Genomic DNA, 21,736 nt, shown 5'->3' on the forward strand with positions numbered 1-21,736 from the left:
CTCCCTCCGGACAGGAGCCGCACCCGCCGCTCAGGGCAGCGTGGTGCCTTGATCCGCCTGCCAGATCGCATTGCAAATTCCCTTGATTTTTTCAAAAGCTGGCCCATAATCCGGATGTCATGCAAACGTTTGCAAAACAAAAGTAGCGAGAGAGAGGCATATGGAGACGATACTTGCCCCGAGGCATGGCCAGGGCCTTGCCGTGGTGGACGATGAACACACGCTCAGCCAGCTGGTGAAGCGGGCCATGCACGATACCGCCGACCCGCGCCTGCGCCAGGTCGTCGACGCGCTGGTCGATCATTTGCATGCCTTCCTGAGGGAGGTACGCCCGAGTGACGAGGAGTTCGAGTCCGGGCTGCGCTACCTCGCAGCGCTTGGCCACGCCACCAACGCCACCAACAATGAGGTAGTGCTGGCGGCGGATGTGCTGGGGTTGTCGACGCTGGTCACGCTGATGAACAACGGCACCACCGGCGGCCGCACGCCGGGCGCGCTGCTCGGGCCGTTCTATCGCGGCGGCGCGCCGTCCTACGACTGCGGGGATTGCGTGGTGCAAGGCGAGACGCCGGGCCTGCCGCTGTTCGTGACGGGGCAGGTGCGCAACACCGCGGGCGAGCCGCTGGCTGGCGCGCTGGTGGAGGCCTGGCAGGCATCGCCGGTCGGTCTCTACGACAACCAGGATCCGTCGCAGCCCGACAAGAACCTGCGCGGTGCCTTTCGCACCGATGCGAACGGCCGTTTCCATTTCCGTTCCGTGCGCCCGGCAGGCTATCCCGTGCCCACCGATGGTCCCGTCGGCAAGCTGCTGGCCGAACAGAACCGCCATCCGTACCGCCCCGCGCATATTCATTTCATCGCGGCCGCGCCAGGCTATCGCACGCTGGTGACGCAGGTGTTCGCGGATGACTCCGAACACCTGGAATCGGACGTGACCTTCGGCGTGCACCGCGAACTGGTCGGGCACTTCCGCCGCGTGGACGACGGCGCCAGCCCGTGGGGCGGATTCTCCGCGCCGTTCTACACGCTCGACTTCAACTTCGTGCTGGAGCCCGGCGAGCAGACCTTCCCGACGCCTCCCATCGACTGATTACCTACGACAGAAGAACTCAATATGGCAATTTCAGATCAAGCGGTGATGCCGCAGCTTGCCGGCAAGGTCGCCGTCATCCTTGGCGGTACGGGCGGCATCGGCATGGCCACGGCGCACAAGCTGGCAAGCCTCGGTGCCAGTGTCGTGCTGGTCAGCCGCAAGCCGGAGACCGCCGCGCACGCCGTGGCCGGACTGCCGGCGGGCAATCACCATGCTGGCGTGGCGGAGGTCAGCGACACGGCCTCGCTCACGCGCCTTGCCGATGAAGTCCAGCGCAAGTACGGCCGCATCGACATGCTGGTCAACAGCGCCGGCTTCACCAGGGCGATCCCGCACGGTGACCTGGACATGCTGGACGACGCGCTCATCGACCAGATGTTCGCCGTCAACTGGCGCGGGCAGTTCGCCGCGATCCGCGCGATGGCCCCGCACCTGAAGGCCACCGGGGAAGGGCTGGTGGTCAACGTGGGATCGATCGCCGGGCGCACCGGCATGGGCAGCAATGTCGCGTACTGCGCCGTGAAGGCGGGGCTCGACATGATGGCCGTCTCGCTGGGCCGCGCGCTGGCGCCGGAGATCCGCGTGCTCAACGTATCGCCCGGCGTGGTGGATACGGATTTCGTGCCGGGGCGCGACAGCGCCTTCAACGAGCGGGCGGCGAAGACCACGCCGCTCAAGCGCATCGGCAGGCCGGACGATGTGGCCGATGCCATTGTTGCCTGCGCGACTTCGCTGCGATTTGCCACCGGCACCACCATCGTGGTCGACGGCGGGCGCCAGCTTGGGTGATTCGGCTGCGCTGGCCCGCACCGAAGCGCAAAGAACCCGTTTTCGAGACATCAACCCGTCCGCCATGCACAGCAGAAATACCATCATCACCTGCGCCGTCACCGGCAACATCGTCACCCCCGAGCAACATCCCGGCTTACCCGTGACGCCCGCGCAGATCGCCACCGCGGCACTGGAAGCAGCCGAGGCCGGCGCCGCCGTCGCCCATATCCATGTACGCGATCCCGCGACCGGCCGGCCATCGATGGCGCTCGAGTACTACGCCGAGGTCATCGAAGAGATCCGCAAGCGCAACAAGGCGCTGATCATCAACCTCACCACCGGCCCTGGCGGACGCTTCGTACCGGACGACGACGAGCCTCGCCGGGCCGCCGCCGGCACCACGCTGGTTCGTCCGGAGGTGCGCGTGGCGCATATTGCCGCGTTGCGCCCCGACGTGTGTTCGCTGGACCTCAACACCATGAACTCCGGCCCCGACGTGGTCATCAACACGCCGAAGAACGTACGCAAGATGGCGGCCGTCATCCGCAGCGCGGGGGTCATGCCTGAGCTTGAGATCTTCGACTCCGGCGACCTCCACATGGCGCGCGACTTCATCAAGGACGGCGTGCTGGACGGTCCCGGCCTCTGGACCTTCGTGCTCGGCGTGAAATACGGTTTCGCGGCCACGCCGGAAACCCTGTTCTATGCCCGCAACATGCTGCCGCCGGGCGCGCACTGGTCGGCCTTCGGCATCGGGCGCGCGGAGTTTCCGATCGTGGCGCAGTCGTGGCTGGCGGGAGGGCATGTCCGGGTCGGCCTGGAAGACAACATCTACCTGGAGAAGGGCGTGCTCGCGCCGGACAACGCCGCGCTGGTCGCCAAGGCGCGGGACATCATCGCGTCGCTGGGCGGCGCAATCGCGTCGCCGCGCGAGGCCCGGGCCACGCTCGGCCTGCGGGCGGCATGAGCGCGAAGGCAATCCTGCCAGCGGCGCTCCTTCATATTGACAACACAACTACCTACAAACGTAACCAGGTGCACGACAAGATGAACACTATCCGCGTTTCCCGCAAGGCCGCGAACATCGACGAGCTGCGGCTCGAATTCGTCGGCATTCCCAAGCCAGCCGCCGCTGCCGGCCAGTGCGTCATCGAGGTGGCCAGTGCCGGCGTCAACCCGAGCGACGTCAAGGCCACGCTGGGACTGATGCCGCACGCCGTGTGGCCGCGCGTGCCTGGCCGCGACTACGCCGGCGTGGTGGTGGACGGTCCCGCGCACCTGCTGGGCAAGGAAGTCTGGGGCAGCGGCGGCGAGCTTGGCATTCGCCGCGACGGCACGCATAGCCGTTACCTGACGCTGGACGCCGCCGCGGTGCGCGAGAAGCCTGCCAACGTCACGCTGCGGGAAGCCGGCGCGGTCGGCGTCCCGTTCGTGACCGCCTACGAAGGCCTGCGGCGCGCCGGCTTGCCGAAGGCGGGCAGCGTGGTGCTGGTCTGCGGCGGCAACGGCAAGGTTGGCCAGGCCACCATCCAGATTGCCACCGCGCTGGGCGCTCATGTATTCGCCGTGGAGCGAGAGGCCGGCCCGTATCGTGGCCACGCAAGCAGCACGGTGCGCATAATGGATGCCAGCCGCGACAACATCGCCGAGCTGGTGCGGGAAGAAACCGACGGCCACGGGGCCGATATCGTCTACAACACGGTCGGCAGCCCATACTTCGAGCAGGCCAACAAGGCCATGGCGACCGGCGCCGCGCAGATCTTCATCTCGACCATCGACCGCGCCGTGCCGTTCGACATCTTTGCCTTCTACCGCGGCCAGCATACCTATGTGGGCATCGATACGCTGGCGATGGACAGCATCGCATGCGCGGCGGTCTTCGATCAGCTCGCCCCGATGTTCGCGGAAGAGCAGCTCAAGCCCTTCCCGGTGCGCGCCGACTACACCTTTCCGCTGGCCAGTGCTGCCGACGCGTATCGCGCCGTGTTGCAGGGCGCCCGGGAACGCGTGGTGCTGACGCCGTGAACACGACGCGTTTCGCCACGGCGCCGGCGTATTTTCCGCCCCGGCATGAGGGCATGCGCTGCCTGCGCCTGCAGGGCCACGAGGCAGGGCCGTCCGAGTCGCTCTGGTTAGGCGTCTCGGTCATCCTGCCGGGCGGCCATACCGGGCTGGATGCTTCGCCCCTGGAAAAACACTACGTGGTGCTGGAGGGAGAGGTGACCATCAGCAGCGGGACGGAGGTTGTGCGACTGGCGCAATACGACTCGGTGCGGCTTGCGCCGGGCGAAGCCCGCAAGGTGGAGAATCCGGGCAACCGTCCTGCCATGCTGCTGCTGGCCATGCCCTGTCCGCCATGATCCCGCAGATTTTTTAGTTTGAATGCAAACGTTTGCACATGCTTCAAATTGACGTGGTGAATCGAGCGTTGCGATCCCGTACCAAGGGGAGGGAACATGGAAGAAGCCTGGAGGCGTGGGTGGGAGGATGCAGGCAAGGGTTGTGGCACAGGCGCTGCCGGGCACCGGTGGCTGGCGCTGGTTGCGGTGGCATGCGCTCCGGTGTACGCGCAATCCTCGGTGACGATCTATGGGCGTCTGAATACCAGCATCGAGTATTCGCGTGCCAGCACCGCTATGGACGGTACTTCGCTGGGCGGCGTGGGACGGCTGACCAATAACCGGTCGGTCTTCGGCCTGCGGGGAGAGGAAGGACTCGGCGGAACACTAAAGGCAATCTGGCAGATCGAAAGCAACCTGTCGCTTGACAACGGGACCGGGCAGATTGCGGGACGGAACTCGCGCATTGGCCTGACCGGCAGCTACGGGACCTTCTTCATGGGGCACTGGACCACGCCGTACACCGAAGCCACCATGGAATACGATCCCTATTACCCGACCACGGCCGGGTATATGGCCCTGATCAGCAACGGCGCGGCATCGACCACGAACAACATCCAGAACACCAGCTCCTTCGACCGCCGGCAGCAGAACATCGTGCAGTACCGCAGCGCCGAATGGAACGGCTTGCGCGGAGGGGTGGGCTGGGGCGTGCCCGAGGAAAAGCTCACGACGCCGCGTAACCCGGCGCTGTATTCGTTCGCCGCGACCTATGACCGCGGGCCGCTCAATGTGGCGCTGGCCTACGAACTGCACCAGCATTACCAGACTGCCGGCCGCAACGACGACGCCATCAAGGTCGGGGTGTCGTACCAGTTCCCGACCACCAGGATCGCGGCGGTCTACGAACGGCTGCACTACCGCACCGCCACGGGCGACCTGACGCGCAACGGCTACTACACCTCGGTGGTGCAAAAGCTCGGGCCGGGCAGCATAAGACTGGGCTTCACCTTGGCAAGCAACGGTGCTGGCAACGCCACCGAGACGGTGGGGTCCATCAGCAGCGGCGCGGATACCGGCGCAACACAGATCACGATCGGCTACGACTATCCGCTGTCCAAACGCACCGCGCTCTTTACCTACTACAGCCGCATCAATAACAAGAAAAACGCCATCTACGATTTCGCCATCAACGGTCTAGGGGTGTCCGCGGGGGCCGATCCGCAAACTTTCGCGCTTGGCATGCGCCATTACTTCTAACCCTCGAACCTGACCATCGCACCGCCCAACCGCGGCCGGATTGCGATCCGGCCGGCCAAGAGGCGGTGGAGGAGACAAACGTGATTCGAAAGAGCTTGATACGCGCCGCCGCCGCCGCGGCCGGCGTGGCGGGTGCGTTCGCCCTGCCGGGCGCTTCCGGGCAGGCACATGCCCAGCCGGCCAGGTACCCCACCAAACCCATCCGGCTGGTGGTGCCATTCTCATCGGGCAGCGCCACCGATATCCTCGCCCGCATCGTCAGCACCAGGCTGGGCGAATCCGGCGGTTACCAGATGATTGTGGAGAACCGGCCCGGTGCCGGCGGCACGCTTGGCGCCGCGCTGGTCGCCAAGGCGGCGCCCGATGGCTACACCCTGATCCTGGTGTCGGTCGGGCATGCCATCAACGCCACGCTGTATCCCAGGCTGCCCTACGACACCGTCAAGGACTTCGCCCCGGTGACGCTGGTGGCGACGGTGCCCAACGTGCTGGTGGTCAACGGCGCCAGCAAGCTGGGCTCGGTCAAGGACGTGGTGGCGGCCGCCAAGGCGAAGCCGGGCGCCATGAACTTCGACTCGGCCGGCTCCGGCAGTTCGACCCACCTGAGCGGCGAGCTGTTCAAGATGGAGGCTGGTGTGGACATCGCGCACATCCCTTACAAGGGCACGGGCGAGGCGCTGACCGATGTCATGGCGGGCCGCGTCGACCTGATGTTCGCGCCCACGGTCTCGGCGATGCCGTTCGTGCGCCAGGGCAAGCTCAAGGCGCTGGCGGTCACCACGCCCCGGCGGGCAACCTCGCTGCCGGACATCCCGACCGTGGCGGAGTCGGGCCTGCCCGGCTATGCATTCGAGTCCTGGTTCGGCGTGCTGGCGCCTGCCGGTACGCCGAAGGAAATCGTCACGGCGCTGAATGGCGAAATCGCGAAAGCGCTAGGCACGCCGGCGGTGCGCGAGCGCCTGCTGGTGCAAGGGGCGGAGCCGCGTACGTCCACGCCGCAGGAGTTCGAGCGCTACATCAAGGCGGAGATCGCCAAGCTGGCGCCGGTGGTCAGGCAGTCGGGCGTGCAGGCTGGCCAGTAGGGCGCCGGCAAGCTGAGGTGGCCACGCGCAAGCGCGCGTGGCCACGGCGGCCTGGGATGGAGGGCGGTTCGGCCGTCTTCGCATAAAATGGCATGTTCTCATTCACCGCACCCCCCAGCCTGCCGTCATGGACCAGCGTAAGCGCATTACCCTCAAGGACCTGGCGGCGAAGGCGGATGTCCATTACTCCACTGTCTCCCGGGTGATGAATGCGTCCACCCGGCACCTGGTCGCGGACGAGGTGGCGGAGCGCATCCTGCGCATGGCGGATGAGCTTGGCTTCCGGCCGAACCGCATCGCCGCCGGCTTGCGCACCAAGCGCTCCGGACTGATCGGCGTGGTGCTGCCGGATATTGCCAATCCGGTATTTCCGCCCATCCTCGCCGGGCTCGAAGGCGTGCTGGCCTCCCAAGGCTATGTGCCCATCGTGGTCAATGTCGGCGCCGACAAGGCGCGGCAGCGCTTCGTCATCGACCAGATGCTCGGGCGCCAGGTCGATGGCCTGATCCTCGCCACCGCCGAGCGCGAGGATCCCGTCCTGGATTACTGCGTCAAGCAGAACATCCCCGTAGTCATGGTCAATCGCGGGGAGGATCTCGGCAGGGTGCCCTGCGTGGTCAGCGACAACATGGTGGGGATGCGGCTGGCGGTGGATCACCTCCTTGCGCTGGGCCATCGCCGTATCGGCCATATCGCCGGTCCGGACTCGTTGTCCACCGGGCACCAGCGCAAGCTGGGCTTTATCGAAGCGGTGCGCAAGCACAAGCTGCGCAAGAGCGAATGGATGATCGTGGAAGCGGCGAACTACGGCCGCGAAGCGGGCCGCGAGGCATGCCAGGCGCTGCTCGCGCAGTTTCCCGCCCTGACTGCGATCGCCGCCGGCAACGACCTGGTGGCGCTGGGATGCTACGACTATTTCCGCGAAGCGGGGATCGCCTGCCCTGGCCGAGTCTCGGTGGTTGGCCACAACGATATGCCGTTCGTGGATGCACTCACGCCGCCGCTCACCACGATCCGCATCGCGGTGCACGAAATGGGGGCGAAGGCCGCCACCTTGCTGCTGGCGCGCATCAAAGGCGCAGGCGCCGAGGCGGCCAGCGTGGTGCTGTGCCCGGAGCTGATCGTTCGCGGCTCGACGGCGCCGCCGGCGGCCTGACCGCAGTCAGTCAGGTTTACTCGCCCAGCGGCGCCATGGCAACCTGCCAGCGTGGCCGGCAATCAGGGCGTCAGCGCGGCCACCCGTTGCCCGACGTAACCACCGATGGCCAGCGATGCGCTCAGCCCCGGCGACTCGATGCCAAACAGGTTGAGCAGGCCCGGAATGCCATGCTCGCGCTCGTCTTGCACGATGAAGTCGGTGGCGCTGTTGTGCATTGACGACCCCGGGCCGGCCAGGCGGGGGCGGATGCCCGTATAGCCGGGTTGCAGGTCGCCATCGCGCAGGCCGGGGTAGTAGCGGCGCACGGCGTGGTAGAACGCGGCTTCGCGCGAGGCGTCGAAGCGGTAGTCCACGCCGTCGCGCCAGTCCAGGTCCGGGCCGAATTTGCACTGCCCGCCCAGGTCCAGCGTTACGTGCGCGCGCAGCGCGGCCGGTGGGATAGACCAGGCGCTGGAAGGGCGATGGGCGGCCCAGCGTGAAGTAGTGGCCGATGGCGTGATAGAGCGGCGGGATCTTGTCGGCCGGCATGCCCGCGATGGCCGTTGCCACTCGCTGCGCGCCAAGGCCAGCCGCGTTGATGACGGTGCCGCACAGCAATTCCGTTGGTTCGGCGCCGCCCACCTTCAGAACGATGCCATCCGGGGTTGGCTGTCCTGCCAGCACCGGACTACTCAGTGCCAGCGCAGCGCCATGGCGTTCTGCGTCGCCCAGGTAGGCCAGCATCAGGCCGTGGCTGTCGACGATGCCGGTCGACGGTGACAGCAAGGCCCCCGCGCAAGCCACTTCCGGCTCCAGGGCGCGCGCCTCGGCGGCGCCGATGATGCGCAGGTCGGTGACACCCTGGGCCGCGCCTAGCTCCACGTAGTTGTGCAGTTCGGGAAGGTCGGCTTCCTGTACCGCGACGATCAGCTTGCCAATGCGCTGGTAACCGATCCCGCGCTCGGCGCAGTAGTCGTACAGCGCCGCCTTGCCGGCCACGCAAAGCCTGCCCTTGAGCGAGCCCGGCGCATACGAGATGCCCGCATGAATGACTTCCGAATTGCGCGCGCTGGTGTGGGTGCCGAAGGCGTTCTCCGCCTCCAGGATGACCACTTCGCGGCCGGCGGCGGACAGGGTGCGGGCGATGGCGAGTCCCACCACGCCAGCGCCGATGACGGCGCAGTCAACGCTTTCCATTTTGCAGAAACTCCGGTTGAAGAAGGTTGGGCTTGCTTTCCGTCTGGCGTCTCAGGTCAGCCTGATCTGCGCTTCGCGGATCAGCGCGCCCCATTTGGCGTGCTCGGCACGAATGTGCGCGGCGAACTGCGCCGCGGTCTGCGGCGTCGGCACGCTGCCTTCCTGCGCCAGCTTCTGTTGCACGTCCGGGCGCGCCAGCACCCTGATGGTCGCCGCGCCCAGCCGCTCGGTGACATTGGCGGGCAAGCCGGCGGGGCCGACCAGGCCCAGCCACGTGGTGGCCTCGAAGCCCGCGAATCCTTGTTCGGCCACCGTCGGCACTGCGGGCAGGGAAGGCAGGCGCTTCGCCGAGGTCACAGCCAGCGCGCGGATCTTGCCGGCCGACAACTGCGGCATCACGGAAACGGTGTTGCCAAAGTAAGTGTCCACCTGGCCGCCGAGCAGGTCGGTCATGGCCGGGCCGGCGCCCTTGTACGGCACCTGCAGCACACGCACGCCGGCGCGCCGCGCCAGCATCTCGCCGGCCAGGTGGCCCACGGTGCCGTTGCCGGCCTGGGCGATGCCCATATCGCCGTTGCGCGCCCTGGCCGCCTTGACGAAGTCGGCCAGCGTGCGCAGCGGCGAGTCTTGGCGCACCACCAGCACCACGGGCTGTTCCGCCACGCCGGCGACCGGCGTGAAATCCTTCAGGGGATCGAACGGCATCTTCGGGTACAGCGCGGGGTTGATCGCCAGGTTGGCGGCCTGGCCCATGCCAATGGTGTAGCCGTCCGGCGCCGACTTGGCCACCGCGTCCAGGCCGATATTGCCGCCCGCGCCGGGTTTGTTGTCCACCACCAGCGTCCAGTGGTCGGTCAGGGTCAGCTTCTCGGCGACCAGCCGCGAGGTGGTGTCGGTGCCGCCGCCGGGCGGGAACGGCACCACCAGCCGGATGGGTTTCTGTGGCCACGTGCCTTGCGCACGGGCGATGCCGGCGGTGGCCAGCGCCATGGCGGCGGTGGCCTGGAGGAAATGGCGTCGTTGCATGTTTTGTCTCCTGTTTTTCTTGGCACCCGCGCGGGCGGTGCCGCGCCGGATTCAGACCGGCAGTCCCTTGGCGCGCAGCGCCGCGTCGAACCGTTCGGGGTCCGAGGTGCCGGCGGCGTTGTCGGCGCGAATCCGCGCTTCCTTCTGCAGGTGGGCGCGGGTGCGCTGCAGGATCTCGGCGGCCTCCGCGGCGGGCACGGCGATCACGCCGTCCGCGTCGCCCACGATCAGGTCGCCCGGCAGCACGGCCATGCCCGCGCACGAGACCGGCACGTTGATCTCGCCGGGGCCGTCCTTGCTCGGGCCGCGGTGGGTGTTGCCGCGCGCGAAGATGGGCATGCCGTCTTCCGCCCATTCGAGTACGTCGCGCACCGCGCCATCGATCACCAGCCCGCCGAGCTGTCTGGCCAGGCAAGTGGTGCGCATCAGGCCGCCGACCAGCGCCTGTGTGACGTCGCCTCCGCCGTCGATCACCAGCACATCGCCGGGGCGGACCATCATCAGCGCCTTGTGGATCATCAGGTTGTCGCCGGGGCGCACGCGCACGGTGACGGCCGGCCCGCACAGGACGGTGTCCGGCCGGCTGTGATAGGGGCGCAGGCCGATGGTGCCGATATTGCGGCTCATGGCATCGCCGATCGCCGCCACCGGCATTTCGCGGAAGGCGGCGACGAGATCCGGCGCGGGGCCGGCGGCGCAGGGGTTGATGCGGTAGCCCGCGGGCCATGCCTTGTTGCCGGCTTCGGTGCTGCTTGCTTCGTTGCTCATCCAGGTCTCCTTCGTGTCTTGCTGTCGGTTGGGGGCGCGCTGTCACGCGCTGAGGGCATCCGGGGCGCCGTCCAGCACCTGCGGATTGACGCAGGCGGTGGCCGCGGGCGGCGTGCCCTGCAGGAAGCCGAGCACATTGCGCGCGGCGCCGCTTGCCATCGCGGCCAGGGCGGCCGGCGTGGAGCCGCCCACATGGGGCGTGAGGACGATGTTGTCCAGGCCGCGCAACGGGCTGTCGGCGGGCAGGGGCTCGACCGCCATGGTGTCCAGTCCGGCTGCGTAGAGCTGGCCGCTTTGCAGCGCCTGCACCAGCGCCGGCTCGTCGACCACTTCGCCGCGCGCCGTATTGAGCAGGATGGCGCCGTGCCGCATGCGCGCGAACTGCGGCGCGCCGATCATGTTGCGGGTGTGGCTGTTCAGCGGTACGTGCAGGCTCAGCACGTCGCTGGCTTCGAGGAGCGCATCGAGCGTGCCGACAAGGGCCACGCCCTCCACGGGGCTGGCGTGCCCGGCCAGGGCCGGGTCGAAGGCAAGCACCGGCATGCCGAGCGCCAGGCATACGCCGGCGACCCGTTGCGCGACCTGCCCGAAGCCGACCAGGCCCAGCGTGCGGCCATGCAGCTCGATGCCGTCCTGCGCGCGCGACCACCGGCCGGCCTGGATCTCCCGGTCCATCCACGCCACGCGCCGCGCCGCCGCGAACATCAGGCCGAGCGTGAGTTCGGCCACCGACGGGGCATTGGCACCGGGCGTGACGTAGACGGGAATGCCGCGCGCGGTTGCGGCTTCCACATCGATGTTGCTGACGCCTACGCCGTGCTTGGAGATCACCTTCAGCGTGGGGCATGCCGCGATGGCCGCACCGCTCAGTGCGACGGTGCGGGAGATGACGGCGTCCACCGGTTCGGTGGCGAGGATGCGCGCCACCTCGCCAGCGTCATCCGCATTGGCAAGATAGAGAATCCGCGAACCGGCCGCTTGCAGCAGGCGGGCGCCGGCCGGGGCCAGGCGAGGAGCGGTGACGAAAACGGTATATGGCATGGAGATGGTCAGCTGGCGATTGGACAATCGGCGTGCGGCCGATGCGGTGCTGAATTCTTGTCCTCACGACAGATTCCGTCCAGCTTATAATTTTTGGAATTCGTTAAATATTAGTAATCAATCAAGGCTGCCCCCGGCAGCGCACTCCACAGACCCCACAGACTCCAGGCACTCCATGGACCTCCGCGATCTCAAGTACTTCCTTGCCGTGGCCAGCGCGGGTAACTTCCGGCGCGCGGCAGAACTGGTGCACCGCAGCCAGCCGACGCTCACCAAGGCCATCGACCGGCTGGAGGCGTCGCTCGGCGCCGGGTTGTTCGAGCGCGATGGCAGGGGACAGAAGCTCAGCGCGGCCGGTATCGCGCTGCGGGCGCGCGCAACCTTGCTGCTGCAGGAAGCCGACCTGTTGCGCGACGAGGTAAGCGCGATAGCGCGCGGGGTAGCCGGCACGGTACGGCTGGGCAGCGGCCCGCTTGGGGCGGAATACCTGCTGCCCCGCATCTGCAGCATGCTGCTGCGGCAGGCCGCCGACGTGATGCTGCAGCTCACGATCCGCAACAACTACGAACTACGCGACGAATTGCGCGAGGGGCGTCTGGACGTTGTGCTGGGCTTCGTGCCGGAAGAGGAGGAGGAATTCCGCTGCGAGACGCTGCTCAAGGACACCGTGGTCGTCGCGGCAGCGAAGGGCCATCCGATCCTCAAGACGCGGCGCGCCACGCTGGAGTCGCTCGCGGCTTGCCAATGGGCCCTGCCCAACCGCGCGGTGGCAAGCCGGACCTGGCTGGACCATGCCTTCGAGTCGCGCGACCTGCCCCGGCCCGTGGTGCAGATCGAGACCAATTCGATCCCGCTGATTCCCCGCGTGGTGGCGGACACAGAATTGCTGACCTTCGTCTCGCGGCGCACCTTGCGCGCAAGCGGCGGACAACTGCAAGAGGTGCCCCTGGCGGCGGCCACGCTGGTGCGCAATTTTGGTGTGACGTATCGCAAGGACGTGCCGCTATCGCCGGTGGCGGATCGCCTGATCGGCTTGCTGCATGACCATGGGAGCAGCTTGTTCAACAAGGTGGATTAGAACGGCGGCGCGGGCGCGGGAGGAAAGTGGAACATACTGCGGCTTTCGCCCGGCTGCGCTATCCGGACCATTATTTCCCGCGCATCGCGCATCGCGCATCGCGGCGAGCGATGTCCGATGCGCGGCTGGAATTCCGAGGGAGAGGTTGTGAGCGATCAGCCCTTGTCGTCCTGGCAGTACATGCCGGGCCCGCCCCTTGCGCGCTTGTGCTCCTGGGGCTGCACGCTGTCCGGTTTCAGCGAAGACCTGGGACGAACCGTGCGGCGCGTGGAAGTGGTCAGTCCGCGCATCAAAGTGGTGATCGGCTTTGGCGCCGGCTACCTGCTTGGCGCGGGAAAGAACCAGCGCCGCCACCAGGCGTTCGTTGTCGGCAACCCAGCCGGGCCCACCACGGTGGAGCACGATGACGCGCAGTCCTGCGTCGAAGTCGAGTTGCCGCCGTGGGCGGCTTACAGCCTGTTTGACGGCGCGTCGGATGTCCTTGCCGGCGGAGTTGTCGATCTCGCGGACATCTGGGGCAGCGAGGCGGGCCTGCTGGCCGAGGCGCTGCATGGGGCGCCCGCATGGGAACGGCGTTTCGAGATCGTCGAGCAGGTCCTGGCGCGGCGCCTGGGGGCGCCCCGCAGGGCCGTGCCCGCGGCGCTTCGCTGGGCATGGGAAGAACTCGAGCGCGAGCAAGGGAGCGTCCCGGTCCGGCAACTGTGCGACAGGATCGGATGGAGCGGACGACACTTCGCGGCATGCTTCAAGTGGCACCTGGGCGTGGGTCCGAAGGCCGCGGCGCGGTGCATTCGTTTTGGCAGCGCCCACGGCCTGATGTCCTCGGCGCCGGGCATGGCGCTTAGCCAGGTTGCCGCGGCATGCGGCTATAGCGACCAGAGTCATTTCACCAGGGAATTCCAGGCGTTTGCCGGATGCTCGCCAGCCGCTTATGCGCAGGCCGGGTTCCCGGATGCGCCGGGGAAGCCCGCATCATTGCTGGATGCATAGATAGTCCATGCGGACGCAGGTCATTTTTATTCAAGACCGCATCCGCCGCCAGGCCAGATACTCCGGATTCAACTTCAGCGATCAAGGAGTGCCATATGACTGGCAGCGTGTCTTATCTTGAGATCGGCGGGCAGGATGCCCGCGTCTCGCAGGACTTTTTTCGCCAATTATTCGATTGGCCCTTCCAGCCCACCGAGCTTGCCGGTGAAGGCTGGTTTCGGGCACCGTCGATCCGCGTCGGCTTGCATGGCAATGATCCGGAGCCACAGGTGCTGGTCTTTTTCCGGGTGACGGACATGCTTGCCGCTGTGTCCAGGGTGAAAGCCCTGGGCGGTCACGCCGATGACGCCGGGCCCGGTGAACCCGGGTTCGGTCTGTTCCGCATGTGCCGCGATCCGCAAGGGGTGAAATTCGGCTTGCACCAGTCCGTGGCCGCGTAGGAGCGCGCGGCTGGCGCACCTGGATTTGCATGCGGCGCAGCTACGGGACCGGAACGTCAGGTGCCGGCTGCCGTTTGCCGCCCGCTCGCGCTTGCGCGGCGCTGAACCACGGCCCCGGCCGACGCCTCGTTCTGGAAAAATGGCGGCAGCGTTCGATATCCCGGCTGCCGGGTTGTTCATTCTTTTGGCTGAGGGGCGTGCATACATCGACCTCCTATAATCCCCTGGCGCAATCGCCGCGGAAATGATAGACGAAGTATGTGGTTCAACCATCAGACGTTCTACACAGCCTATGAGCAGGCGTTCGCGCCGCTCTCCGCGCCGAAGCTGTCGGGCCTGGACAGGCTCCTCGGTTTCGTGCAGCTCGATCCGGACGTCGTGGACGTTCGCTGGGTCGCCTACATGCTGGCAACCGTGAAGCACGAGTGCGCGGATAGCTGGCAGCCCATCACGGAGTTCGGAAAGGACTCGTATTTTCTCCAGTACGAGCGTCCGCCGAAGGCCGGACCACTTGGAAATACGCAGGCCGGCGACGGATTGCGGTTCAAGGGCCGCGGTTACGTGCAAATCACCGGGCGCGGGAACTACGGAAAGCTGAGCAAGCGTCTGGGACTGGGCACCTCGCTTGTCGATGACCCGGAGCGGGTCCTGGATCCTCTGACTGCCTATCGGATCATGTCCATCGGGATGCGCGAAGGTGTATTCACCGGGAAAACGCTATCCGCCTACCTCACGGGTGACAAGACGGACTACGTGAATGCGCGGCGGATCATCAACAGGCTCGATCAGGCCGACAAGATCGCTGGCCATGCGGAGCGCTTGCAGGATTGCCTGGAGGGAGCGCTTCAGAGTTGACACGAGTTAAGGCCGGCAAGGCTTGGCAGGTATCGGCAGGAAGCGGGCGTGCCGTCTGGATGGGGGCGGATTGGCAAAATCGCATAGAATCCGCCGGAACCTGTTACCGGATGCCTGCAATGCGCCATCGTCCTGCCGCAAGACTTCTCGTCCTCAGCCCGGCGCGAAGACTGCTGCTGTTTCGTTTCACCCACCGGCAGGGGGCGCTGGCTGGCCAGGACTATTGGGCTACGCCCGGAGGAGGCCTGGAAGCCGGCGAGACTTTCGAAGCGGCGGCGATTCGCGAACTGCGCGAAGAGACGGGGATCCGGGTCGACGCGGTCGATGCGCCGGTGAGCACGCGTGAGGTCTCGCTGCAATTGCCTGACGGAGAACATGTCCTGGCGGTCGAGCGGTATTTTGTCGTGGCGGCAAATGGCGAGGCGCTGTCGCGTGACGACTGGACCGACAATGAAAGGAGCGTGATCGCGGACCACAAGTGGTGGTCGCAGGCGGAGTTGGCCTCGACCACCGAGACCGTATGGCCGGAAGGGCTGGTTGGCATCCTGAAGGCCGCGGGAAGGTTCTAGCCGCCATGCGTATCGGGGGTGCGGCAGCGGCGTCCCCCGATACCTCTTCTTCCCTCAGAACAAGGTATAGCCACCATCGATGACCAGCGTATCGCCCGTGTGATAGCGGGATGCCGCGCTCATCAGATAGATGGCGATCCCGCCGAAGTCGGCCGGCTCCCCCCAGCGGCGCATCGGCACGCGCTTGCCTACCATTTCCTGGAACGCCGGATCCGCCTGCCCCCTGGCGGTCATGTCGGTGGCGATCCAGCCCGGCAGGATGGAATGCGCGCGGATGCCGTGGCGCGCGTACTCCACGGCCAGCGCACGCATCATCGATATCAACCCGCCCTTGGTGGCGGCATAGTGCTGGTTGCGCGCGGCCCCTTCGATGGCCGCCACCGACGCGGTGCCAACCAGCACGCCGCCGTCGCCTTGTTCCAGCATGTGCCGCGCGGCGGCGCGCAGTGTAAAGAAGGCCCCGTCGAGGTTGACCCGCAGCACGCGATGCCAGTCTTCCGTGCCGAGCGTCTCGAAGCGGGCGCCGCGCGCGCCGATTCCCGCGTTGGCAAAGCAGCCGTCTACGCGGCCCAGGGTCGCGACCGTTTCGGCGAAGGCGGCTTGCACCGCGGCCTCGTCGCCCACATCGCAAACTGCCGTGTGCACCCTGCGGCCGTGCGCGGCCAGGCGCGCGGCCGCGTCGGCATTTTTCCGGGCGTTGGTGCCCCAGATCGAGATATCGGCACCGGCCGCCGCCATGGCATCGGCCATGCCGAGTCCGATTCCACTATTGCCGCCCGTGACGAGGGCAACCTTTCCGGTCAGGTCAAAAGCTGTGTAGGTCACGACGCTTCCTTAGCCAGGATCAGGGTTCCTCCCTGCGGCGATCCGGCAGGGAACCTGCAGCAGTGTCGCGAGCGCGGTGCGCCCGTGCGTCGTCCAAAGAGACGAATCTGCGCGCCGGGCGCCTTTCCACGGCTTTACCGACATCGAGGGCTGCCGGCCTGACGCCTGGCGCAATAAAAAAAGCCATTCCGAAGAATGGCCTTTTACACCCCGCGACATCCACACCTCGTAGATCCTGCCCCGTTGGCTCTCTGGCCTGTGTAGGCATGCTGGATCACGCTGCGAAGATCGGCAAACAAGTCGTTCCAGGCGGCAATACCGCTCATGGTCCAGTTGTCAGATCTATTAACTTATGCACTGCGACTTGTCACGCGACGGATCATACGTATTCTTGTTGATACAACGTATAGAGAATAGCCCCCATTTTTCCTCTCTGTTCTCGGGTTCGTCCTCGTTCGCTTGTGCCTTGCCCCCTCCGGGGCAGCGCGGCAGATGCATGGCGTTAGCCAAAGATGCGCGTGTCGGCCGCTGCGTCGTCCCGCTTTGGCAGGCGCTCGCGGAGTAGCCGTTCCAGGTCGCAGATGCGGTGATCGACGCGGGTCTGTTTCCGGGCACGCCGGATCGCGAGTGCTGTACAGAGCACGGCGGCAAAGGTGCAGCATAGCGCGGCGAGCTGTGGCAGATTGTCTTGCATAGGGATACTCGGACTTCTGTGGGCGCCATGGCGCTGTCGGGCGCGGGCAGCGCCAACATGCGGCGTGGCGCAGCCCGCCGCTCAGGGAATAACGGCAGCGGCACGCAAATTTTTAGTTCGGTGGCGGCGCATCTCCGGGTCTGTTTTGCCTATGATTTTTCCATAAGCGTTGCGCAGGCCATGCATCCGGAGCGGCCACAAAGCCGTGCGCACGCGGGTCTGGCGTTGCTTCGTGGCAACGAGCCCGCGCCCGCCGGCTTGCGCCGCCGCCCCCGATAGCCAGCTTGCCGGCCGTGCGGGCAAGGCCATTGCCATCCTCAGTGACATCGCCGCAGCAATGCCTGGTGCGCTAGCCCACGTTCTATTCGCACGGCCGCGGGTAGGCTCCATACGTCGCGGGCAGGTCTGACCCACCTGTTCGCGCTTTGCGCCTCGCCTATCCCCCGGTGGGCGAGGCGTCTTTCTGCACCGGCAGCGTCGCGCCGACAGCTTTCGGGCTTGTTCCGCGGCGGAACAGCATGTTGCCTGTCGATTTCGGAGCCGATCCCAATGCTCGTCGGAAAGGATTTTTTCTTCGTGGTGCGCCATGCACCGCTGGTCTCGATCGACCTGCTCGTCACCGATGCGCACGGCCGTGTGCTGCTTGGCCGGCGCCGTAACCGGCCGGCGCAAGGTGTGTGGTTCGTGCCGGGCGGGCGCATCCGCAAGGACGAAGGCCTGGACGCCGCCTTCCGCCGCATCGTGGCGGACGAACTGGGCGTCGCCGGGGCCAGGCGTGGCGATGCAGTCCCGCGCGGCGTGTTCGAACATCACTATGCGGACAACTTTGCCGGCGAACCCGGCGTTACCACGCACTATGTGGTGCTTGCCTATGCCTGGACCCTGCCGGGTGGCGAGCCGGACGGGAAGCCGCCAGGGCAGCCCGATCAGCACAGCGCGTACTGCTGGATGGCGCCGGCCGAGCTGCTTGCCCGCGACGATGTGCACGAATATACCAAGGCCTATTTCCGCTGACAGGCCCGGCAAGCGGCGTGGCCGGGGAGAACCGTCCTACCAGGTACAGATGCCCCAGTCCGTGAAAAGCGGCATCTCCAGTCCGAGCGCCGCATCGGTCACCGCATGGACCTGCACGAAGGGCCGCTCGGATTCCACCTTGCCGAAAATCGCCGCGAAAGGAATCTCTCCCGCGTCCCGGCCCGTGCCGATGCGCAGCAGGCCGGTGGGAATGGACGTGCCGGAGGGATCGGCCAGGTACCATCTTCCCGACAGGAAGACTTCGACAAAGGCATGGAAATCCGGCGGCCCGAGAGCGGGATCGGCGCCGTAGTCCAGGCTGCTGGAAATGCGCGCGGGAATGCTCAGGGCCCGGCAGATCGCAATCATCAGGTGCGCAAAGTCCCGGCACACACCGGTGCGTTCGACAATCGTATCCACGGCCGAGGTGCGCTCGTTGGTGGACTTTGACAGGAAACGCACGTGGTTGCGCACCCATTCCCGGATCGCGACGATACGGGTGTATCCCCACGGAATGGCGCCGAACTCCCGCAGGGCAAATTCCATCAGCCGGTCGGATTCGCAGTATCGGCTCGGCGCCAGGTAAGGCAGCACCTCGAACGGCAGTAGCGCGACCGGGACCTCCGACAAGGTCGATGGCTCGTCGAGGCGATGGTCGATATCGACCACGGCTTCATAGTGAATGGCCAGATGTCCCTTCGGCGCGCGCAGCCGGATCAGCCGGTTGCATAGCAACGGGTCGTTGTAGTGATCCATGCGCAGCACGGGCGGTAGCGTCAGGCGCTCGGAAACGACCGTCTGGCGGGCGGTACGGGCGGCTTCGATGTTGAAGAGGAAGTCCGCCTCGGCATCCAGGACTTCGTAGGACAGGTCGACCGAGTATCGAAGACGGTTCATTTGATGTCCCTCCTTTTTTTCCGCGCTTTCCGCGCGGCACAACCGGCGCTTGGCTTGAAGAATAGTTTGTGACAAGTTCAACGGATCGCCACTTCCTGCCGTTAAGCGGTGTATCGTGCCCGACCATGGTCACCGGCACTCAGGGGAAAGTCCAGTGAATCCGTTGAAAGCGCTTTGGTGGTGTCCGCTGTCCTTGCTGAGCACCATCACGGTGCCGTCTCCCGAGCCGGGGTTCGAGATGCATGCGGCGGCGGCCGCGTCGGCGGAGCCGAAGGACCGGTTGGACCGGAACCGCGGTGCCGACGGTGCCGACGGTGCCGACGGTGGCGCGGCGCTTCGCGTCCCGGCGAACTAGCCCGGGCGTCGCGTTCGCCACCGGGCAGGGCTTCGAGGCGTTCGCGCGCGTTTGGAGGCGGGGTATCGGCGGGGCAGGGCGCTCGCCTGCATCATTGCGCGCCGTTATTCCCGGGTTGTGGCGTTCAGGCGGCGCGCGTGGTGCTGCCCGAGCAGGCCGATGGAAGCGGCGTAGTTATAGAGTTCCAGGTCGCCACGTAGCCCGAGCCGGCGCATGGCCGACATTTTTTGCGTACTGATGGTCTTGATGCTGCGCCCGAGGCTGACCGCGATCTGGCTGACGGACATGCCGGACAGGTAAAGCCGGATCACCTCGACCTCGCGCGGGCTGAGCGGCCCGAACCGGGCTCGCAGGTCAGCGGGCGGGCCGATGCTGTCCAGCAGCCGCTGTATCGCCGGCGACAGGTAGCGCACGCCGGCGAGCAGGTGTGCCAGCGCCTTCGGGATATGGGATGCGTCGTCGAGCTTGCTGACCACGGACAAGTGGTCGAAGCTGACCAGCTCGCTGATCTGCTCGGGGTTGTGCAGCATGGTGAATACCAGGATCGCCAGTTCCGGGTAGCGGCGGCGCACGAACTCGATCATGTGCAGGCCATCGCCATGGGCGCCGCCTGGCATCGCATAGTCGGTCAGCAGGATCTCGCAGGGCTGCCGGCTGAGCAACGCGAGGATCTCGGTGGAGTTCCGGGCAATGCCGGCGATTTCGACGCTTTCAAACTGCGCGAGCAAGCCGCGCAGGCCCACCAGCATGACGGGATGATCGTCGGCGATGACGATGCGGGATTTGGAGAGCGAGACGTCGGCCAGCATGGGCTCATATCCATGAGTACGTCGGACGGGATGGCTTGCGCCGCGCGAGCCGTTCCAGCTGCGCGGGTGGCTCCGGCGCCCCGGTTGCGCAAATTGGGGTGATATCGCTCATGGCTTGCTTCCGTGTTCTCCCGCCCAGGCCGCGTTACGCCAATGGCAGTGCGGCTGACGGTGGTCAATGGCGGCGCGGGGCGCCGGCGAAAGTACTGTTTTGTGACTGCAGACTGTATCGCCGACGGCACGGTGCTGGTTTGCGAAATTTCCGCATTTTGCGTCCCGCCATGTCAGTGATCCATGTCATTGGTCGCTTTCAGGCGTGCCGCTGCGGAATATGCCGTGGCGGTCGGCCTCGGGCGACGGTCAAGGGGATAGTGGGGATATTGTGTCTTTTGCGGAATTTTCAGCAGCTTGATTCGGAGCATTCGGCGGTCCGGGCAAGACCCGGGTTTCGTGCCGACCACGCAAAAGCGGGACCGGGCTCCGGGGTGCTCGTGGAGAAGAGGGGGAGTGACCAAGGAAAGCAGAACATACTTCGACGATGGACTCAGCGCGGAAGTAGTCGGCGAGATCCTTTTTGGCATCGCGGTCTGCCTGCGTCCAGCGCAGGATTTTCTCTCCTTAAACGCAATTCACGATTCATTTTTATCAGTGAACGTCCAGCCTGAGCCCTGGCTGTGAAGGCGCGATTCGAGGTTGCGGGAGCCCTTCTTTAGGAAATTTCCGATAACTTGCTCGGAAATTTCTGGCCGGCTGTAGCGTAAATTCGCCACATAATCCGCGCTCCACCTTTTGATTATCGGTGTGTCCCGGCGCAGGTGAGTTCCTTGTTGGCTTTTTTTGGGGAGAATGCGAGTGGCAACTATCTTGGTCGTCGACGATCACCCGGCACTCCGCCTGGTGATCAAGGCCCAGTTGTCGCAAGTGCTGGGGGTCAGCCATATTCTGGAAGCGGACAATGGCCAGGCTGCAATCGAAGCCGCCAGGCAGTTCCAGCCGGATCTCGCCGTCCTGGACCTGGATATTCCCCGGATCAGCGGCCTTGACGTGATTCCACGCCTGAAGCTGATCTACCCGCCGATCCGTATCCTGGTGATTTCCGGACAAGACCAGGCCACGTTCGCTCCTCGGGTGAGGCACGCTGGTGCCCAGGGCTTCGTCAGCAAGATGCAGGACATGAAGGAAATCGTGCGCTGCGTCGAAGCGGTGATGGCCGGCTATACGGTGTTTCCGGAGATGCGCTACGAGCGCGAACTGCCGAAGGTTGCACAGCTGGCGGACGAAGAGCGGCTCGCTCGGCTGTCGGACAAGGAAATCGTCATCCTGCAGTTGCTGGCCAGGGGCTTTTCCAATAAAGCAATAGGCGAACTGCTATTTATCAGCAACAAGACGGTGAGCAGCCACAAGACCCGCATCATGGGCAAGCTGCAGGTCAGCTCGCTGGTGGACCTGGTCGATTTCGCCCGGCGATATCGCCTCACACCGGCGCAATGACGCC

Annotated in this window: 24 protein-coding genes and 1 pseudogene; 17 read left to right on the top strand and 8 right to left on the bottom strand. The window is 66.0% G+C overall.

All coding sequences use genetic code 11. From position 1 onward, the window contains the following. The first annotated feature begins 160 nt into the window (after positions 1–160). From AC1DS6_RS05835 to AC1DS6_RS05870, 8 genes are all read left to right on the top strand, one after another. Complete coding sequence (locus AC1DS6_RS05835) at positions 161–1,090, top strand: dioxygenase family protein (RefSeq protein WP_477102256.1); 930 nt, start codon at positions 161–163, stop codon at positions 1,088–1,090. A gap of 24 nt (positions 1,091–1,114) precedes the next feature. Then, a complete protein-coding gene (locus AC1DS6_RS05840) occupies positions 1,115–1,882 on the top strand; it encodes an SDR family NAD(P)-dependent oxidoreductase (protein ID WP_441625224.1) in 768 nt (255 codons plus the stop codon). A 64-nt stretch (positions 1,883–1,946) separates the two neighbouring features. Then, a complete protein-coding gene (locus AC1DS6_RS05845; RefSeq protein ID WP_441625226.1) occupies positions 1,947–2,831 on the top strand; it encodes a beta-keto acid cleavage family enzyme in 885 nt (294 codons plus the stop codon). Positions 2,832–2,911: 80 nt separating this feature from the next. Continuing rightward, positions 2,912–3,889 (top strand): quinone oxidoreductase family protein, encoded by a 978-nt coding sequence (locus AC1DS6_RS05850; protein WP_441625228.1) that lies wholly within the window; start codon positions 2,912–2,914, stop codon positions 3,887–3,889. Continuing rightward, positions 3,886–4,224 carry a cupin domain-containing protein gene (locus tag AC1DS6_RS05855; RefSeq protein ID WP_441625230.1) on the top strand — a complete coding sequence of 113 codons (339 nt, stop codon included), beginning with the start codon at positions 3,886–3,888 and terminating at the stop codon, positions 4,222–4,224. Before AC1DS6_RS05850 ends, AC1DS6_RS05855 begins: the two co-directional genes overlap by 4 nt. A 96-nt stretch (positions 4,225–4,320) precedes the next feature. Beyond that, positions 4,321–5,463, top strand: coding sequence for a porin (locus tag AC1DS6_RS05860; RefSeq protein WP_441625232.1), 1,143 nt, complete (start codon positions 4,321–4,323; stop codon positions 5,461–5,463). A 125-nt stretch (positions 5,464–5,588) separates the two neighbouring features. Continuing rightward, positions 5,589–6,545 carry a tripartite tricarboxylate transporter substrate binding protein gene (locus AC1DS6_RS05865; RefSeq protein ID WP_477102266.1) on the top strand — a complete coding sequence of 319 codons (957 nt, stop codon included), beginning with the start codon at positions 5,589–5,591 and terminating at the stop codon, positions 6,543–6,545. A gap of 127 nt (positions 6,546–6,672) precedes the next feature. Next, positions 6,673–7,701 (top strand): LacI family DNA-binding transcriptional regulator, encoded by a 1,029-nt coding sequence (locus AC1DS6_RS05870; protein WP_441625234.1) that lies wholly within the window; start codon positions 6,673–6,675, stop codon positions 7,699–7,701. 62 nt (positions 7,702–7,763) lie between these two features. On the opposite strand, the pseudogene AC1DS6_RS05875 reads toward AC1DS6_RS05870, so the two are convergent. The 4 genes and pseudogenes from AC1DS6_RS05875 to AC1DS6_RS05890 form a co-directional block, all read right to left on the bottom strand. Further along, positions 7,764–8,880, bottom strand: a pseudogene (locus AC1DS6_RS05875) (NAD(P)/FAD-dependent oxidoreductase). A gap of 51 nt (positions 8,881–8,931) precedes the next feature. Continuing rightward, the gene (locus AC1DS6_RS05880; RefSeq protein ID WP_477102257.1) at positions 8,932–9,906 is read right to left on the bottom strand and encodes a Bug family tripartite tricarboxylate transporter substrate binding protein; all 975 of its coding nucleotides are present in this window, start codon (positions 9,904–9,906) and stop codon (positions 8,932–8,934) included. Between the two features lie 51 nt (positions 9,907–9,957). Further along, a complete protein-coding gene (locus AC1DS6_RS05885) occupies positions 9,958–10,674 on the bottom strand; it encodes an RraA family protein (protein WP_477102258.1) in 717 nt (238 codons plus the stop codon). Positions 10,675–10,716: 42 nt separating this feature from the next. After that, positions 10,717–11,715, bottom strand: a complete 999-nt coding sequence (locus AC1DS6_RS05890; protein ID WP_441625242.1) for a hydroxyacid dehydrogenase — start codon at positions 11,713–11,715, stop codon at positions 10,717–10,719. Between the two features lie 175 nt (positions 11,716–11,890). On the opposite strand from AC1DS6_RS05890, the gene AC1DS6_RS05895 reads away from it, so the two are divergent. From AC1DS6_RS05895 to AC1DS6_RS05915, 5 genes are all read left to right on the top strand, one after another. Further along, a complete protein-coding gene (locus tag AC1DS6_RS05895; protein WP_441625244.1) occupies positions 11,891–12,793 on the top strand; it encodes a LysR family transcriptional regulator in 903 nt (300 codons plus the stop codon). A 147-nt stretch (positions 12,794–12,940) separates the two neighbouring features. Beyond that, complete coding sequence (locus AC1DS6_RS05900) at positions 12,941–13,783, top strand: AraC family transcriptional regulator (RefSeq protein ID WP_477102259.1); 843 nt, start codon at positions 12,941–12,943, stop codon at positions 13,781–13,783. A gap of 95 nt (positions 13,784–13,878) precedes the next feature. Continuing rightward, the gene (locus AC1DS6_RS05905; RefSeq protein WP_441625248.1) at positions 13,879–14,223 is read left to right on the top strand and encodes a VOC family protein; all 345 of its coding nucleotides are present in this window, start codon (positions 13,879–13,881) and stop codon (positions 14,221–14,223) included. A gap of 258 nt (positions 14,224–14,481) precedes the next feature. Further along, entirely contained in the window at positions 14,482–15,078 is a 597-nt protein-coding gene (locus AC1DS6_RS05910) for a hypothetical protein (RefSeq protein WP_441625250.1), read from the top strand. A gap of 119 nt (positions 15,079–15,197) precedes the next feature. Beyond that, complete coding sequence (locus AC1DS6_RS05915; protein WP_441625252.1) at positions 15,198–15,647, top strand: NUDIX hydrolase; 450 nt, start codon at positions 15,198–15,200, stop codon at positions 15,645–15,647. A gap of 54 nt (positions 15,648–15,701) precedes the next feature. On the opposite strand, the gene AC1DS6_RS05920 is transcribed toward AC1DS6_RS05915, so the two are convergent. Both AC1DS6_RS05920 and AC1DS6_RS05925 read right to left on the bottom strand, forming a co-directional pair. Then, positions 15,702–16,472: an SDR family NAD(P)-dependent oxidoreductase gene (locus tag AC1DS6_RS05920; protein WP_441625254.1), complete on the bottom strand. Its 771-nt coding sequence runs from the start codon at positions 16,470–16,472 to the stop codon at positions 15,702–15,704. 502 nt (positions 16,473–16,974) lie between these two features. Continuing rightward, complete coding sequence (locus tag AC1DS6_RS05925; RefSeq protein WP_441625256.1) at positions 16,975–17,166, bottom strand: hypothetical protein; 192 nt, start codon at positions 17,164–17,166, stop codon at positions 16,975–16,977. Between the two features lie 549 nt (positions 17,167–17,715). Between AC1DS6_RS05925 and AC1DS6_RS05930 the strand changes: the two genes are divergently transcribed. Then, positions 17,716–18,180, top strand: a complete 465-nt coding sequence (locus tag AC1DS6_RS05930) for a GDP-mannose mannosyl hydrolase (RefSeq protein WP_441625258.1) — start codon at positions 17,716–17,718, stop codon at positions 18,178–18,180. A gap of 36 nt (positions 18,181–18,216) precedes the next feature. Here the strand turns inward: AC1DS6_RS05930 and AC1DS6_RS05935 are convergent, their stop codons facing one another. Continuing rightward, positions 18,217–19,077 (bottom strand): transglutaminase-like domain-containing protein, encoded by an 861-nt coding sequence (locus AC1DS6_RS05935; RefSeq protein WP_477102260.1) that lies wholly within the window; start codon positions 19,075–19,077, stop codon positions 18,217–18,219. A gap of 154 nt (positions 19,078–19,231) precedes the next feature. Here AC1DS6_RS05935 and AC1DS6_RS05940 point away from each other — a divergent pair, with 154 nt between their 5' ends. Then, positions 19,232–19,432, top strand: coding sequence for a hypothetical protein (locus tag AC1DS6_RS05940; protein WP_441625262.1), 201 nt, complete (start codon positions 19,232–19,234; stop codon positions 19,430–19,432). A 104-nt stretch (positions 19,433–19,536) separates the two neighbouring features. On the opposite strand, the gene AC1DS6_RS05945 is transcribed toward AC1DS6_RS05940, so the two are convergent. Continuing rightward, entirely contained in the window at positions 19,537–20,241 is a 705-nt protein-coding gene (locus AC1DS6_RS05945) for a response regulator (protein ID WP_477102261.1), read from the bottom strand. A gap of 507 nt (positions 20,242–20,748) precedes the next feature. On the opposite strand from AC1DS6_RS05945, the gene AC1DS6_RS05950 reads away from it, so the two are divergent. Next, positions 20,749–20,919 carry a hypothetical protein gene (locus AC1DS6_RS05950; protein WP_441625266.1) on the top strand — a complete coding sequence of 57 codons (171 nt, stop codon included), beginning with the start codon at positions 20,749–20,751 and terminating at the stop codon, positions 20,917–20,919. A gap of 174 nt (positions 20,920–21,093) precedes the next feature. After that, a complete protein-coding gene (locus tag AC1DS6_RS05955; protein ID WP_441625268.1) occupies positions 21,094–21,732 on the top strand; it encodes a response regulator in 639 nt (212 codons plus the stop codon). Positions 21,733–21,736: the final 4 nt, after the last annotated feature.

This window comes from Cupriavidus sp. 05L310, assembly GCF_056398185.1.

Coding starts and splice junctions, on each gene's coding strand:
- AC1DS6_RS05870 (WP_441625234.1), top strand. CDS start 6,673: ATGGACCAGCGTAAGCGCATTACCCTCAAGGACCTGGCGGCGAAGGCG.
- AC1DS6_RS05930 (WP_441625258.1), top strand. CDS start 17,716: ATGCTCGTCGGAAAGGATTTTTTCTTCGTGGTGCGCCATGCACCGCTG.
- AC1DS6_RS05945 (WP_477102261.1), bottom strand. CDS start 20,241: ATGCTGGCCGACGTCTCGCTCTCCAAATCCCGCATCGTCATCGCCGAC.
- AC1DS6_RS05915 (WP_441625252.1), top strand. CDS start 15,198: ATGCGCCATCGTCCTGCCGCAAGACTTCTCGTCCTCAGCCCGGCGCGA.
- AC1DS6_RS05880 (WP_477102257.1), bottom strand. CDS start 9,906: ATGCAACGACGCCATTTCCTCCAGGCCACCGCCGCCATGGCGCTGGCC.
- AC1DS6_RS05935 (WP_477102260.1), bottom strand. CDS start 19,077: ATGAACCGTCTTCGATACTCGGTCGACCTGTCCTACGAAGTCCTGGAT.
- AC1DS6_RS05890 (WP_441625242.1), bottom strand. CDS start 11,715: ATGCCATATACCGTTTTCGTCACCGCTCCTCGCCTGGCCCCGGCCGGC.
- AC1DS6_RS05840 (WP_441625224.1), top strand. CDS start 1,115: ATGGCAATTTCAGATCAAGCGGTGATGCCGCAGCTTGCCGGCAAGGTC.
- AC1DS6_RS05845 (WP_441625226.1), top strand. CDS start 1,947: ATGCACAGCAGAAATACCATCATCACCTGCGCCGTCACCGGCAACATC.
- AC1DS6_RS05925 (WP_441625256.1), bottom strand. CDS start 17,166: ATGCAAGACAATCTGCCACAGCTCGCCGCGCTATGCTGCACCTTTGCC.
- AC1DS6_RS05895 (WP_441625244.1), top strand. CDS start 11,891: ATGGACCTCCGCGATCTCAAGTACTTCCTTGCCGTGGCCAGCGCGGGT.
- AC1DS6_RS05910 (WP_441625250.1), top strand. CDS start 14,482: ATGTGGTTCAACCATCAGACGTTCTACACAGCCTATGAGCAGGCGTTC.
- AC1DS6_RS05850 (WP_441625228.1), top strand. CDS start 2,912: ATGAACACTATCCGCGTTTCCCGCAAGGCCGCGAACATCGACGAGCTG.
- AC1DS6_RS05905 (WP_441625248.1), top strand. CDS start 13,879: ATGACTGGCAGCGTGTCTTATCTTGAGATCGGCGGGCAGGATGCCCGC.
- AC1DS6_RS05835 (WP_477102256.1), top strand. CDS start 161: ATGGAGACGATACTTGCCCCGAGGCATGGCCAGGGCCTTGCCGTGGTG.
- AC1DS6_RS05860 (WP_441625232.1), top strand. CDS start 4,321: ATGGAAGAAGCCTGGAGGCGTGGGTGGGAGGATGCAGGCAAGGGTTGT.
- AC1DS6_RS05885 (WP_477102258.1), bottom strand. CDS start 10,674: ATGAGCAACGAAGCAAGCAGCACCGAAGCCGGCAACAAGGCATGGCCC.